This window comes from Bradyrhizobium sp. 87 (assembly GCF_023073015.1).
GTDB classification, from domain to species: domain Bacteria; phylum Pseudomonadota; class Alphaproteobacteria; order Rhizobiales; family Xanthobacteraceae; genus Bradyrhizobium; species Bradyrhizobium canariense_D.
In genome coordinates, this window is sequence record NZ_JADPIQ010000128.1 from 66071 (window position 1) to 80251 (window position 14181).

Here is a 14181-nt window from a genome sequence, read left to right on the forward strand (position 1 = left end):
ATGTCCGATCGTTCTCAGCTCTCCCGTCGCCGGTTCCTTTCGAATCTCGCCTTTGCCTCCGGTGCAGTCGCAACCGGCGTCGGCAGTTGGGTGATCCCGGCGCCCTGGGCCAATGCGGCCGAAGCCCCGATCAAGGTCGGCATCGCCACCGACCTCACCGGGCCGATTGCCTACGCCGGCAATGCCGACGCCAACGTCGCCAAGATGGTGATCAAGGAGATCAACGCCGGCGGCGGTCTGCTCGGCCGCCCGCTCGAGCTCTTTGTCGAGGACACCGCCTCGAACGAATCCGTCGCGGTCGGCAACGTCCGCAAGCTGATCCAGCGCGACAAGGTCGACATGGTATTGGGCGGCATCACCTCGTCGATGCGCAACGCCATCAAGGACCCGATCGTCGCGCGCGGCAAGACGCTCTACATCTATCCGCAGCTCTACGAAGGCAAGGAGTGCACGCCTTATCTGTTCTGTACCGGGCCGACGCCGGCGCAGCAGTGTGACGAGTTCATTCCCTGGCTGATCAAGAACGGCGGCAAGAAGTTCGCGCTGCCGAGCGCCAACTATGTCTGGCCGCACACACTCAACGTCTACGCCCGCAAGGTGATCGAGGCCAACGGCGGCGAGGTCGTGTTCGAGGAATACTATCCGCTTGACCAGGTCGACTTCTCCTCGACCGTCAACCGCATCATCTCCAACAAAGTCGACGTCGTCTTCAACACCGTCATCCCGCCCGGCGTCGGTCCGTTCTTCAAGCAGCTCTACGAGGCCGGCTTTCTCAAGAATGGCGGACGGCTGGCCTGCGTCTACTATGACGAGAACACGCTCAACATCAATCAGGCGGCCGAGATCGAGGGTCTCGCCAGCTGTCTCGATTATTTCAAGGTGCTCACCAAGGAGAACCCGTTCGACGCAAAAATCCAGGCGGCCTACGAGAAGGATTTCCCGGGCAACTTCCTGTTCGCTGCCGGCAGCGCCGCCACCGGCACCTATCGCGGCCTGAAACTGTGGGAAGCCGCCGTCAAGGAAGCCGGCAAGGTCGATCGCGACTCGGTCGCCGCTGCGCTCGATCATGCCAAGATCGCCGAAGGTCCCGGCGGACCTGCCGAGATGGTGCCGGGCAAGCGCCACTGCAAGATGAAGATGTACACCGCTGTCGCCAAAGGCGGGAACTACGAGATCGTCGGACGCAGCGACGGACTCGTCGATCCCAAGGAATGCTAGAGTCGAATGCCGAAAGCGATGGGCGCAGCGAAGCAGGCAGTCCCCGCCGAGATCGGCGGGGAGCAGAACGTTGCCATGGTTGAACACGGATCAGCAGGGCAAGCCGGTTCGGTGCGGAAAATCCTGCCGATCGTGGAGGGCGTCGTGCTCGTCGTGGCGCTGCTCGCCCCGCTGGTGCTGCAGGACTACCTCACGGTGTTCGCGACGCGCGTGATCATCCTCGCGCTGTTCGCACTGTCATTCGATCTGGTGTGGGGCTATGCCGGCATCATGAGCTTCGGCCAGGCGCTGTTTTTCGGCTCGGCCGGCTATGGCGTGGCGCTGCTCGCGCGCGATCTCAACATTACCAACATCTTCCTGGTGCTGCCCGCGGGCACCATGATCGGGCTCACCTTTGCGCTACTGCTGGGCGGCTTCCTGCTGCTTGGACGGCATCCCTCCAGCGTGATCTTCGTCTCGCTGGGCACGCTGACCGGATCCTACGCCGCCGATCGGCTTGCGCGCGGCTGGTACTATCTCGGTGGCCAGAACGGCATCCCCTCGATCTCCTCGATGACGCTCGGCAGTTACGAGTTCTCGGAAGGGCCGCCGTTCTATTATCTCGTGCTTGGCCTGCTCGTCGTGGTCTATCTCCTCTGCCGCTTTCTGGTGCGCTCGCAGTTCGGGTTGGCGCTCGCGGGATTGCGCGAGAACGAGCAGCGCATCGCCTTTTTCGGCTACAAGGCGCAGCATCTGAAGGCGATCATTTTTGCGATCGGAGGCGCAGTGGCCGGCCTCGCCGGCAGCCTCTATGCCTTCCACGAAGGTTTCGTCTGGCCCAACATGGTCGGCGTCGTGGTCTCGACGCAAGTGGTGCTCTATGTGCTGTTCGGCGGCTCCGGCACGCTGATCGGCGCCGTCATCGGTGCCGTCATCGTTGAGGGCGTCAGCTTCTGGCTCTCGGACAATTACCGCGAGGTCTGGCCGATCATCCTTGGCGTGCTGCTCCTGCTGGTGATTCTGTTCCGGCCGCTCGGCCTGATCAGCTTCGTGCTCGGCGAGCGCGAGCGGGTCGGCAGCTTTGGTGGCAAATCCAGGAAGACCGGGAAGGAGAAGCGCGATGCCGCTCCTTGAAGCCAGCGGCGTCAAGAAGATCTTCGGGAAGCTCACCGCGCTCGACGGCGCCGCGCTGACCGTCGGCGAGAACGAGTTTCACGGCCTGATCGGCCCGAACGGCTCCGGCAAGAGCACGCTGATGAAGTGCATCGCCGGCGCCGAGGTGCCGACACAGGGCAAGGTCTCCTTCGTCAACGCCGATATCACCGCGTTCACGCCGACCGAGCGTGCCCGCGCCGGTATGAGCTTGAAATTTCAGATCACATCCGTGCTGCCGACGCTGACGCTCTACGACAACATTCTGCTCGCGCTGCAGGCGCAATCCTCGCTGTTCGATCTCGTGTTCTCGCGCACGCGCGGGCTCTTGCACGATCAGGTCATGACCATGCTGACGCAATTTCGCCTCGCCAACCGCGCTTTCGACGCGGCGGCGGCGCTGTCGCACGGCCAGCAGCAATGGCTGGAGATCGCGATGGCGCTGGCCTGCAAGCCGAAGCTTCTGCTGCTGGACGAGCCGACCGGCGGCATGAGCCTGGAGGAGCGCCGCGTCACCGGTGAATTGCTGCAGCCGATCAAAAAGCATTGCTCGCTGGTCATCGTCGAGCACGATCTCGATTTCATCCGCGACATCTGCGATCGTCTCACCGTGCTCGACCAGGGCAAGGTGCTGGCGTCCGGCACGGTGTCGGAGATCCAGGCCAACAAGGCCGTCCAGGAGATTTATTTGCGCCGTGCCTGAATTTTTGGACATCAAGCATCTCGACGCCGGCTATGGTCGCAGCCAGGTCCTGTTCGACGTCAACCTCGGCATTCCCTGGCGCGGCGGTGTCGCCGTGCTGGGCCGCAACGGCGCCGGCAAGACCACGCTGATGAAGACCATCGTCGGCGAACTGCCGGCGTGGAAGGGCGAGGTCGCCTTCGATGGCCGCGACATCAGCCGCCGCGCGACCCAGGAGCGGGTGCGCGCCGGCATCGGCTACGTGCCGCAGGAGCATTCGGTGTTCGCGCGCCTGTCGGTGCGCGACAATCTCGCGGTCGGGTCGCTCGCGAGCAGGAAAGCCGACGCGGTCGAGCACGTGCTGACCATCTTCCCAAAGCTCGGCCAGCGCCTCGACCAGCCCGCCGGCACGCTTTCCGGCGGCGAGCGCAAGATGCTCGCCATCGGCCGCGCCATGCTGGGCGATCCAAAACTTCTTCTGCTCGACGAGCCGACCGAAGGCGTCTGGATCGGCGTAATCGAGGAGATCACCGAGCGCCTGATCGAGCTTGCGAAAACCATCGCCGTCATCATCGTCGAGCAGCACCTCGACCTCGCGCTCCGCGTCGCCGATTACGCCTACGTGCTGGACCGCGGCCGCGTCGCGCTGCAAGGCGAAGCGGGCGAGGTGAGGGGCAATCCGGAGCTGCTGCGGTATCTGGCGCCGTAGGGCGCGCGTGAAGCGCGTCGCTCTCACACCGAACTCGGCTGTCATGCCCCGCGAAGGCGGGGCATCCAGTACGCCGCAGCTTCTCGATCGATAAGGGGTGCCTCTGGAATACTGGATTCCCCGCCTTCGCGGGGAATGACGGCGTCAGGCTGGGATGGATCGAAGAGATTAAGCGGAGCGCCCGCTTTACTTCACCGCCCCAAACCGGCTGTCGAACGAGTTCGATTGCACCACCGGCGCCGCGCCCATGATCTGGGTCGCTTCACCCGCGCCATCCGACACCGACGGCTTCAGCGTCGGGCGGGTTGCGGCGAGGCGGGTGTCGGGCTTCGCAGCTTCGGCGGGTTTGGCAGCGGCAACAGCCGGCTTCGGTGCATCCTTCGCTGCGTCCTTGGACGTGTCGCGGCCCGGTACGAACCGGGTCACCGCGGCCTTCAGCCGGGACGCTGCGGTGGGCGGCGTCGTGGTCGTCGTTGCAGCCGGAGCGACGGATGCCGTGGCCTGCGGCGGCGGCGTGGTCGCCGTGGCGTCGGCATTGCCCACACCCATCTTGCGGCCGAGATTGGAGAAGAAGCCGGATTTCTCGGGCGGAGCTGCGGTGGCAACGCGGGCGCTGGCGGCGGGCGCGCTGACGGCGACGACCGGCTCTTCCTGCGGCGAGGGCGCGGCTGCATCGAGATTCGGCTTCGGCGGATTGACGTGTCCAGGGATGGTGCCCGGCGCCTTCGCCATCGCCAACATCTGGAGCGTGGTGCCTTCGGCGCCCTCCGACAGGCCGGTCGAGCCTTCCGGAATCTTCGCGGCAAAGATCTTGTTCATGCCGCCGTCGATGCCGGTGTTCATGCGCGCAACGGGCGTGCCGCGCGAAACCAGCTTGTTGTACTCCGCCTGGTCGCGCGCATCCTTCTCGCGCACGGCGCTGGCGATCTCCTCGGGGATCACATAGGCCGGGCACTTAGCGGACGCGTCGAACACCGGATCGCGCTTGGCGTCGGGCGGCTTCGCCGCGTCGAACACGTACTTCTTCTCGCAGAAATCGACCTTCGGCTCCTGCCGCGTCACCTCGAAATGATCATAGCCTTCCTTGATCATCTTCCAGAACGGCATGTTCGGATTGTTCCGGTGCTTGGCCATGTTCACCGGCGTCATCTTGAACGGATAGGCCTGCAACTGGAACGCCTTCTGGCCGCCGAAGAAGGACTCGCGCCCGAGCGAATAGATCTCGGCGATCTGCTCGTCCGTCATCGCGTAGCAGCCGCGCGACGAACAATCGCCATGCACCATCAGCTGCGACCCGCTGCGGCCCAAAGCCTTGTCGAACGCGTTCGGATAGCCCGTGTTGAACGACAAATAGTACGCCGATTGCGGATTCATCTGGCCCGGATTGATCGAGTAGAATCCTTCCGGCGCCTGACGATCGCCTTCGCGCACCTTCGGGCCGAGATCGCCCGACCAGCGACAGATCGGATAGGTCTTGAGCAGCGCGAACTGGCCGTTGCGGGTCTGCTTCCAGACCTCGAGCTCGGCCTCCTGCTTGAACAGGCGCACCAGGATCGGTGATTGCAGATCCATGTTCTTCTCGACCATCGCGGCGAGAAGCTTTGGCGGCACCGGCTGGTTGGCCTTGGCATTGGTCGCAAGCGAAACCTGGTCGGTGTCGCAGCCGGCCAGCACGAAGCTGGCGGCAAGCGCCACCGAAACCAGAAACGCGCGAGCAAGCGAACGAGAAATCAAGATGGACCCCACACCGTCCAAGGCATCGCGCGCAAACCCCAATCTTGAAGCATGATCCGACCGGAGACCGGGACCCGTCGCGACGGGCTTTTTCGCAATCACGCTCCAGCGCTTATGCCCTGAAGCCATTGATTAAAATTCTAACCTCTGGGTCATGTGGTCGCAACCCGCACGGGGATCACGAGCCCGTTGGCCCAAAGGCGTGGTCAACGAAGACTTAAACTGGGCTGAAACTTGGGCCTTTCGGCCAAACCAGCACTGAGATCGCTGATTTGGGCAAAAAAAGGGTTAACGCGGGGTTACCGGGGGCCTCCGGGACGGTTTGGCCGGCCTCAAATTCAGCGTCGTCTCGGCGAAAGCCAGGACGACGGCGGAGGGGGACGCGTCCAACGGGCCCCAAAGCCCGCCCGAATCAGCCCAGTTTCCGGCCAATATCGAGGAATTTCTGCCGCCGATGCTTGCGGATGGCGTCCCCGTCCAGACCCCGGAGTTCGTCAAAGGCCTTGGCAATGGCGTCGCCCGTGGTGGCGATCATGGCGGCGGGGTCGCGATGGGCGCCGCCGACCGGCTCCTTCAGGATGCTGTCGATCACGCCGAAGCGGAGCATGTCCTGGGCCGTGATCTTCATGTTGTTGGCGGCTTCCTGCGCCTTGGAGCCGTCGCGCCAGAGGATCGAGGACGCCGCCTCGGGCGAGATCACGCTGTAGATCGCGTGCTCCAGCATCAGGACCTTGTTGGCGGTGGTGATGGCGATGGCGCCGCCCGACATGCCCTCGCCGGTGATGATGGCGACGTTCGGCACGGTCAGCGCCATGCAGGCATCAGTCGAACGCGCGATCGCCTCGGCCTGGCCGCGCTCTTCCGCGCCGATGCCGGGATAGGCGCCGGCGGAATCGGCGAGCGACAGCACCGGCAGGCCGAACCGCTCCGCCATCTCCATCAGCCGCACGCATTTGCGATAGCCCTCGGGCCGCGCCATGCCGAAATTATGCTTGATGCGGCTCTCGGTGGAATCGCCCTTTTCCTGGCCCATCACGCAGATGGCCTCGCCGCGGAAGCGGCCGAAGCCGGCCACCAGCGCCTCGTCCTCGCCGAACTTGCGATCGCCGGCGAGCGGGGTGAACTCGGTGATCAGGCCCTTGATGAAGTCGTTGAAATGCGGCCGCTGCGGATGCCGCGCGACCAGCGTTTTCTGCCACGGCGTCAGGTTCAGATAGAGGTCGGCCATCGCCTGCGCCGCCTTGTCCTCGATCCGCCCGATCTCCTCGGCGATGTCGCTGCCGGAGGCCGCAAGCGTCCGCAATTCATCGAGCTTGGAATCGAGCTCGGCGACGGGCTTTTCGAAATCGAGATAGCTGCGCATCTGGTCTGGCATCAACTCAATATAGGGAGGACGGGGCGAGGCGGCGAAGCGGATTCGATGTCGCGGAAAGAAGTGTAGGTTCGTCAATGAGTTGGCTTGTGTGCTCGCAACGAGCGCAGGCCAAATCATCGTGAGGCCCCGGCTCTTTCTGCGGAGATGTGGCCGAAGTCAAGGCGGTTTCATCGTTCCAGTACCGTAGCCCGGATGAGCGAAGCGATATCCGGGGCAGGTCGCCCGATCGTCAATCCCGGATGTCGCTTCGCTCATCCGGGCTACTGCAGCTACGGCAGCAACTATTTCTCCGCCAGCGGGTGCAGGTCGCGGACCAGGCTCTTCAGCCGCTCCTCGACCACGTGGGTGTAGATCTGGGTCGTCGAGATGTCGGTGTGGCCGAGCAGCGTCTGCACGATGCGCAAATCGGCCCCGTTGTGCAGCAGGTGGCTGGCGAAGGCGTGGCGCAGCACGTGGGGGGAGACCAGCCGGGCCTGCAGGCCCGAAGCGACCGCGAGCTCCTTCAAGTCGCGGGCAAAATGCTGCCGCGTCAGATGCCCGCTCTCGCCGAACGAGGGGAACAACCATTTGGAGGCCGCCACGCGGTTCTTCTTGTCGGTCTTGTTGTTGTCCTTGGCCGCCTCCGTCGCCGCGAGATAATCGGCCATCGCCTGGCGCGAGGCCTCGTTGAGCGGCACCAGCCGTTCCTTGTTGCCCTTGCCGCGCACCACGATCATGCGGGCGTCGCGCTTCGCGGCCGTACGTGGCAGCGCCACCAGTTCGGAGACGCGCAGGCCGGTGGCGTAGAGCACCTCGAGCAGACAATAGAGTCTCAGGGCGCGCAGCCGTTTCGAGAGCGAAGCATCCTCCGCCTCGCTCAATTCCTTGGCGCGGCGGAGCATGCGGTCGACATCGGCAATCGACAGCACCTTCGGCAGGCCGCGGCCACGCTTCGGCCCGGACAGGATCGCCGCGGGATCGTCGGTTCTGATGCGTTCGTTCAGGAGGAAGCGATAGAGATGCCGCATCGCCGATAGCCGTCGCGCGACGCTGGTGGACTTGAAGCCGCGCGTGTCGAGATCGGCGAGATAGTCGCGCAGCGTCTGTGTTTCCGCGTCCGCGAATGCATGGCCGACGCGGCCGAGAAACTCGGAGAAGTCGGTGAGGTCGCGGCGATAGGCGTCGAGCGTATTGGGGCCGGCGCCCTGTTCCGCCGCGAGCATGTCGAGGAACAGGCCGGTGAGTTTTGTGTCTGAGGACTTGTTATCGGAAGATCTGGCACGCATGCCCGCAGCCTAGCTGCTATTTCTTGAGAAACTTATCCGGCGGGATCGTCACCGTCATTTCCCGCGGCTTGGGATTGACGAAGTTCGCCAGCGCGAAGACCACGCCATAGACGATGCCGGCGATCACGGCGACGACCGTCAGGAAGCGGAACAGGCTGGGCATCGGCAGGATCTCGGAGAGGGTCTCGGTCAGGGGCTTGGCGGGCAAATTAACCAATGAAATCATCCAACACGTTCGCCGTTTCGTGGCAAGAGTCCTCTGGCGAGGGCCCCTGCGGGGTCGTATAGGTGGCCAAAGGATGCCGCCATTGGCGGCAGATCGAGCGAGACCCATTCGAGCGAGACAAATGCCCGACGCCGCGTTGCCGATCCAAGCCTCGCCCGAGGCCGACATCCTGTCGGCGCTGGGGACGCGCTCGATCGTGCTCGTCGGCATGATGGGGGTGGGCAAATCCACCATCGGCCGCCGCATGGCTCTCCGGCTCAAGCTGCCCTTCGTCGATGCCGACACCGAGATCGAGGCGGCGGCCGGCATGACCATACCGGAAATCTTCGAGCGTCATGGCGAGCCGCATTTCCGCGACGGCGAGGCCCGCGTGATCGCGCGTCTGCTTGACGGCGGTCCCATCGTGCTGGCGACCGGCGGCGGCGCCTTCATGCGCGAGGAGACGCGGGCCCGCATCGCCGCGAAGGCGATCTCGATCTGGCTCAAGGCCGATCATGACGTCATCATGCGCCGTGTGCGCCGGCGCGCCGACCGTCCGCTGCTCCAGACCGCCGATCCCGAAGGAACCGTGACGCGCCTGCTCACCGAGCGCGAGCCGGTCTACGGCCATGCCGACCTCACCATCGCCTCGCGCGACGTGCCGCACGACAAGATCGTTGAGGAGACCATCGAGACGCTGCGCGCGCATCTTTGCGGCGAACGGGCGTCCCCGCCACCAGCCGACGTCGCGAGTGCCGCACGATGACCGCGCCTTTGAAACATTCAGATCCCGTCAATGTCGAGGTCGCGCTGGGGAATCGCGCCTATGACATCGTCATCGGCCGCGGCGTGCTGGCCTCGCTCGGCGAACGCGTCGCGCGCCTGCGCCCCGGCGTGCGCACCGCGATCGTGACGGATCGCACCGTCGCGAAATACTGGCTCGAACCCGCCGAGGCGTCCCTCGCAGCCAGCGGCGTTCCGACATCGCGCATCGTCGTCGAGGAAGGCGAGATCTCCAAGACCTATGCCGGGCTCGAAAAGGTCAGCGAAGCCCTGATCGCCGCCAAGATCGAGCGCAACGATCTCGTCATCGCGCTCGGCGGCGGCGTGGTCGGCGATCTCGCCGGCTTTGCGGCGGCGATCCTGCGTCGCGGCGTCGACTTCGTGCAGGTGCCGACCTCGCTGCTGGCGCAGGTCGATTCCTCCGTCGGCGGCAAGACCGGCATCAACTCGCCGCAGGGCAAGAATCTGCTCGGCGCCTTCCACCAGCCGGTGCTTGTGATCGCCGACACCGCCGTGCTCGACACGTTGTCGCCGCGGCAGTTTCGCGCCGGCTATGCCGAGGTCGCCAAATACGGCGTGCTCGGCGACGAGGCCTTCTTCGCCTGGCTCGAGAACAACCATTCCGACATCTCCAAAGGCGGTTCGGCGCGCGAGCATGCGATCGCGACCTCCTGCCGCGCCAAGGCCGGCGTCGTCTCGCGCGACGAGCGCGAGACCGGCGAGCGTGCGCTGCTCAATCTCGGCCACACGTTCGGCCATGCACTAGAAGCCGCGACCGGCTTCTCCGACCGCCTGTTTCACGGCGAGGGCGTTTCGATCGGCATGACGCTGGCGGCGCAGTTTTCGGCGAAGCTCGGCATGATCGGCGAAGCCGATGCGATGCGAGTCGAGCGTCACCTCATTGACGCCGGCTTGCCGACGCGCTTGCAGGACATCGCGGGCTTCGCGCAGGAGGGGCTTGCCGATGCCGACGCGCTGATGACGCTGATGGCGCAGGACAAGAAGGTCGAGCGCGGCAGGCTCACCTTCATCCTGCTGGAGGCCGTGGGGCGGGCCGTCGCCGTGAAGAACGTCGAGCCGGCTCCGGTGCGCGACTTCCTGAAGGACAAGCTCGCGCAAAAGGCATGACGCGAGGCTGAACGGCGCTACAGCGTTTTCGCGCGAAGTGGGTACCGGTTCGCGTAAGTAACGCGTCAAAACAAGAAACCAGAGTGGTTCATGGATTGGCTCGGATTCACCATCGTCATTCTCTGCCTGCTGGTCTCCGGCTTCTTCGCCGCGAGCGAGACCGCACTGACGGGCGCCTCGCGCGCCAGCATGCTGCGGCTCTCCAAGCAGGGTAATCGCGACGCCGACGTGGTTTCGCAGCTGCTCGACATGCGCGAGCGCCTGATCGGCGCCCTGCTGCTCGGCAACAACATCGCCAATATCAGTGCATCCGCCCTGGCCACCAGCATTTTCACGGCCTGGTTCGGCGACGTCGGCGTGCTCTATGCCACCGGCTTGATGACCGCACTGGTCGTGATCTTCGCCGAGGTGCTGCCCAAGACCATCGCGATCAACGCGCCCGACCGTATGGCGCTCGCGGTCGCGCGCCCGATGCGGCTGACGATGTACGTGCTGGGGCCGCTGCTGCGGATCGTGGAAGTCATCGTGCGGCTGTTGATGCGCCTGTTTGGCCTTGCCGGCGAGCACCAGGCGATCCTGTCGCCGACCGAGCGCCTCCGCGGCGCGGTCGACCTGCTGCATCATGAAGGCAAGTTTGAGAAGCACGACCGCGACATGCTCGGCGGGCTGCTCGATCTGCGCGAGCTCCAGGTCTCCGACGTCATGATCCATCGCACCGAGATGACGATGATCAACGCCGACCTGCCGCCGGAGGATCTGGTGCGCGAGGTGCTGGCGGCCGAATACACCCGCATCCCGCTGTGGCGCGAGAAACCGGAAAACATCATCGGCGTGCTCCACGCCAAGGATCTGCTGCGCGCGATCCGCGCGTCCGACGGCGACACCTCGCGCATCGACGTCTCGACCATCGCGCTGCCGCCCTGGTTCGTGCCGGAAATGCGGCCCGTCTCCGAGCAGCTCAAGGCGTTCCGCCGCCGCAAGACTCATTTCGCCCTGGTCGTCGACGAGTACGGCGAAGTTGAAGGCCTCGTGACGCTGGAAGACATTCTGGAAGAGATCGTCGGCGACATCTCCGACGAGCATGACGTCGTGGTCGCGGGCGTGCGCGCCCAGCCGGACGGCTCGGTCGTCGTCGACGGCTCGGTCCCGATCCGCGATCTCAACCGCGCCATGGACTGGCACCTGCCCGACGAAGAGGCAACGACGGTCGCCGGCCTCGTCATTCACGAGGCGCGCTCGATCCCCGACCGCGGCCAGAGTTTCACCTTTCACGGCTTCCGCTTCCGCGTCCTCCGCCGCGAACGCAACCGCATCACCGCGCTCCGTATTTCACCGGTGCCGCGCGAGACGGAAATGGAGGAAGCCAAGCGGCGGCGGGCGGGGACGTCGTTTTGAAGCGGTAGCTGTCATCGTCCGCCTTGTGCGCGCTTGCGCACTGGGGCGGACGATCCAGTAAGCCGCAGCGGCTCGATTCTAGCCGCGCCGCCTCGGAGTACTGGATGCCCGCCTTTGCGGGCATGACAGCCGCATCGGCGAGCTAGCTGCCGCCTTCTCCCGGCGCTTGCGCGTGGATCGCCAGCGCGTGCACGCTGCCGGAGAGTTCCGCGGCCAGCGCCGAATTTATCATGCGGTGGCGATCGACCCGGCTCTTCCCTTTGAAGGCGGAAGACACAATATAAACCCGAAAGTGCGTCTCGCCGCTCGGCCGATGGCCGGCGTGGCCCTCATGCAAATGTGACTCGTCGACGACTTGCAGGCTTTCCGGCGTGAAAGCTTCCTGCAACTTGTTGCTGATAGTGTCTCTGATGGCCATCTGGGTCATTACGGTGCGAGATCGCTCTCCGTATTGGATAGGCCGCCTCTAGCGGCCGTTCAAGGACGCCTCAGCATAGTTTCGGCTATGCTTTTCAGCTAATTGCAATGTCAAGACTTGAAGGTTTTTGCATTGCGTAGTCAAAGTCAGCCATGCCGATCGATTCATCAAAGTTCTTCGACTCCATCCGGATCAAGCCGAAAGGCAAGCAGCCGGAGGTGAAGCCGCGCGACGCCGTGGTCAATTGCGAATGGACCGGGTGTCAGAACAAGGGCGCGCATCGTGCGCCCAAGGGTCGCGACAATCAGCGTGAGTACTGGCACTTCTGCCTGAACCACGTGCGCGAGTACAACCAGAACTACAATTTTTTCTCCGGCATGAATGCCGACGCTGTCGCGCGCTATCAGAAAGATGCGCTGACCGGTCATCGTCCGACCTGGAAGATGGGCGCCAATGGCGGCGTCAAGAAGGGCGCCGAGGCCGAGATCGACGGCGCCTTCGATCCGTTCAGCATGTTCCAGGAGCTGAACGGCCGCACCGGCTGGCGCGCCGGCCCGCAGGCCGCGCCCAAGGCCGAGACGCGCAAGATCATGAACGCCGAGCGCAAGGCGCTTCAGGTGATGGGCCTCGCCCCCGAGTCCACGCTCGCCGACGTCAAGTCCAAGTACAAGGCGCTGGTGAAGCAGCACCACCCCGATGCCAACGGTGGCGACCGCTCCACCGAGGATCGCCTGATCGAAATCATCAAGGCGTATAATTATCTGAAGACCGTGGTGCGCGAGGCGTAGGCTTCGCGCGCGCTTTCTTCCCTTCTCCCCTTGCGGGAGAAGGTGGCGCGAAGCGCCGGATGAGGGGTTTCTCTCGGCGAATTCAACTGCAAGATATGAGGGTGTCGAGACAACCCCTCACCCGTCTCGCCGCTTTGCGGCGAGCCACCCTCTCCCGCAAGGGGAGAGGGGAAGCACGCGCTCCGGGCTACGCATTCCCTACGCCTTCGGCATCGCGCCCACATATGACGAGCTCGGCCGGATCAGCCGCCCGGTCCGCTGCTGCTCCCGCGCATGCGCCGTCCAGCCGGCTGCGCGCGCCACGGCGAAGATCGGCGTGAAGGCCTGCCTCGGAATCGCCAGCGCATCGAGCAGGATCGCGGTGAAGAACTCCACATTGGTCTCCAGCGGCCGGTCCGGATTCTTCTTGCGCAAGGCTGCGCGGATATAGGCCTCGACCTCGCCGGCAAACGGCAGGTCGGCGCCGTCCGAGGCCAGCGCCTCGATCGCGGTCTTGAGCACGTCGGCGCGGGGATCGCGCACGCGATAGACGCGGTGGCCGAAGCCCATCATTCGCTCGCCGCGGGCGAGTGCCGCGTCCACCCAGGGCTGGATGCGCTCGCGCGAGCCGATCGCGTCGAGCATTTCCAGCACCGGCTCCGGCGCGCCGCCATGCAGCGGACCCGTCAGCGCGCAATAGCCGGCGGTGACGGCGGCAAACAGATCTGCGTGCGTTGAGGCCACCACGCGCGCGGTGAAGGTCGAGGCGTTCATGCCGTGGTCGCTGGCGGTCACGAGATAGGCGTCCAGCGCCCTGACCTCGCGTGGTTCGGGCGCGCGCCCGTGCAGCATGCGAAGCGTATCGGCAGCCTGGCTCACGTTCGGATCGGGCGCCACGGGATCGAGACCCCTAGCCCGGCGGACGAGCGCGCCCGCAATCACCGGGAATGCGCCGACGATCGTCGCCTCATGGGCGAGCCCGTGCTCGGCGCGAACTCCCGCGACCGCCGCGCGAAATCCGTCGATGATGCCCATGCCGCGCGTTGCCGGCAGCAGCTCATCCAGCCGCGCGAAGGCGCGCTCGCGTGCGGCGCCCAGGCTCGCGCGCACATCGGCTTCGCTCAGCGTGGTCGTGCTGGCGCCGTTCCAGAGCCGGGCGGTGACGCCCTCAAAGCTCGACTGGCTCGCCAGTCGGCCAACATGCTCGCCGGCGATGATCAACTCGCCGCGCTCGCCGTCGACATGGCTCAGCACGGTTTCGGCCGCGGGAACGCCGTCCAGCCCGATCTGGCTCTTGGTGAGGTGGATGTTCATGGCCCAAATCTCCTTTGCACCAGCCAAAGATCAGGCCTCTCGACAGATTGATCAATC

General features: G+C 65.0%; 14 protein-coding genes. 8 read left to right on the forward strand and 6 right to left on the reverse strand.

The window, feature by feature from the left end:
* Genes IVB50_RS31640 through IVB50_RS31655 form a run of 4 tightly spaced genes read left to right on the forward strand, consistent with a single transcriptional unit; the run spans nt 1 to nt 3740 of the window.
* Complete coding sequence (locus IVB50_RS31640; protein WP_018452916.1) at nt 1–1218, forward strand: substrate-binding protein; 1218 nt, start codon at nt 1–3, stop codon at nt 1216–1218.
* Between the two features lie 6 nt (nt 1219–1224).
* The gene (locus tag IVB50_RS31645; protein ID WP_018452917.1) at nt 1225–2331 is read left to right on the forward strand and encodes a branched-chain amino acid ABC transporter permease; all 1107 of its coding nucleotides are present in this window, start codon (nt 1225–1227) and stop codon (nt 2329–2331) included.
* Nucleotides 2318–3052: an ABC transporter ATP-binding protein gene (locus IVB50_RS31650; protein ID WP_018452918.1), complete on the forward strand. Its 735-nt coding sequence runs from the start codon at nt 2318–2320 to the stop codon at nt 3050–3052. Before IVB50_RS31645 ends, IVB50_RS31650 begins: the two co-directional genes overlap by 14 nt.
* Nucleotides 3045–3740, forward strand: a complete 696-nt coding sequence (locus IVB50_RS31655; protein WP_026232421.1) for an ABC transporter ATP-binding protein — start codon at nt 3045–3047, stop codon at nt 3738–3740. Before IVB50_RS31650 ends, IVB50_RS31655 begins: the two co-directional genes overlap by 8 nt.
* Nucleotides 3741–3926: 186 nt before the next feature.
* On the opposite strand, the gene IVB50_RS31660 is transcribed toward IVB50_RS31655, so the two are convergent.
* The 4 genes from IVB50_RS31660 to IVB50_RS31675 form a co-directional block, all read right to left on the reverse strand.
* A complete protein-coding gene (locus IVB50_RS31660; protein ID WP_231189755.1) occupies nt 3927–5474 on the reverse strand; it encodes a murein L,D-transpeptidase family protein in 1548 nt (515 codons plus the stop codon).
* A 412-nt stretch (nt 5475–5886) separates the two neighbouring features.
* Complete coding sequence (locus IVB50_RS31665) at nt 5887–6849, reverse strand: acetyl-CoA carboxylase carboxyltransferase subunit alpha (protein WP_007599220.1); 963 nt, start codon at nt 6847–6849, stop codon at nt 5887–5889.
* 281 nt (nt 6850–7130) lie between these two features.
* Nucleotides 7131–8114, reverse strand: a complete 984-nt coding sequence (xerD, locus tag IVB50_RS31670) for a site-specific tyrosine recombinase XerD (RefSeq protein ID WP_018452921.1) — start codon at nt 8112–8114, stop codon at nt 7131–7133.
* A 16-nt stretch (nt 8115–8130) separates the two neighbouring features.
* The gene (locus IVB50_RS31675; RefSeq protein WP_035669499.1) at nt 8131–8277 is read right to left on the reverse strand and encodes a hypothetical protein; all 147 of its coding nucleotides are present in this window, start codon (nt 8275–8277) and stop codon (nt 8131–8133) included.
* 184 nt (nt 8278–8461) lie between these two features.
* Here IVB50_RS31675 and IVB50_RS31680 point away from each other — a divergent pair, with 184 nt between their 5' ends.
* The 3 genes from IVB50_RS31680 to IVB50_RS31690 all read left to right on the forward strand — a co-directional run bounded on the left by IVB50_RS31680 (nt 8462) and on the right by IVB50_RS31690 (nt 11625).
* Nucleotides 8462–9085 carry a shikimate kinase gene (locus IVB50_RS31680; RefSeq protein ID WP_018452923.1) on the forward strand — a complete coding sequence of 208 codons (624 nt, stop codon included), beginning with the start codon at nt 8462–8464 and terminating at the stop codon, nt 9083–9085.
* Complete coding sequence (aroB, locus tag IVB50_RS31685; protein WP_247299191.1) at nt 9082–10230, forward strand: 3-dehydroquinate synthase; 1149 nt, start codon at nt 9082–9084, stop codon at nt 10228–10230. The genes IVB50_RS31680 and aroB overlap by 4 nt, the downstream gene beginning before the upstream one ends.
* A gap of 90 nt (nt 10231–10320) precedes the next feature.
* On the forward strand, nt 10321–11625 hold the full coding sequence (locus IVB50_RS31690) for an HlyC/CorC family transporter (protein WP_018452925.1): 1305 nt from the start codon (nt 10321–10323) through the stop codon (nt 11623–11625).
* A gap of 142 nt (nt 11626–11767) precedes the next feature.
* On the opposite strand, the gene IVB50_RS31695 is transcribed toward IVB50_RS31690, so the two are convergent.
* Nucleotides 11768–12043 carry a BolA family protein gene (locus IVB50_RS31695; RefSeq protein ID WP_026232423.1) on the reverse strand — a complete coding sequence of 92 codons (276 nt, stop codon included), beginning with the start codon at nt 12041–12043 and terminating at the stop codon, nt 11768–11770.
* A 152-nt stretch (nt 12044–12195) separates the two neighbouring features.
* On the opposite strand from IVB50_RS31695, the gene IVB50_RS31700 reads away from it, so the two are divergent.
* A complete protein-coding gene (locus IVB50_RS31700) occupies nt 12196–12831 on the forward strand; it encodes a DnaJ domain-containing protein (RefSeq protein ID WP_018452927.1) in 636 nt (211 codons plus the stop codon).
* A 198-nt stretch (nt 12832–13029) separates the two neighbouring features.
* Here IVB50_RS31700 and IVB50_RS31705 read toward each other — a convergent pair whose 3' ends face one another.
* Nucleotides 13030–14124 carry a citrate synthase/methylcitrate synthase gene (locus IVB50_RS31705; protein WP_018452928.1) on the reverse strand — a complete coding sequence of 365 codons (1095 nt, stop codon included), beginning with the start codon at nt 14122–14124 and terminating at the stop codon, nt 13030–13032.
* Nucleotides 14125–14181 lie beyond the last annotated feature (57 nt).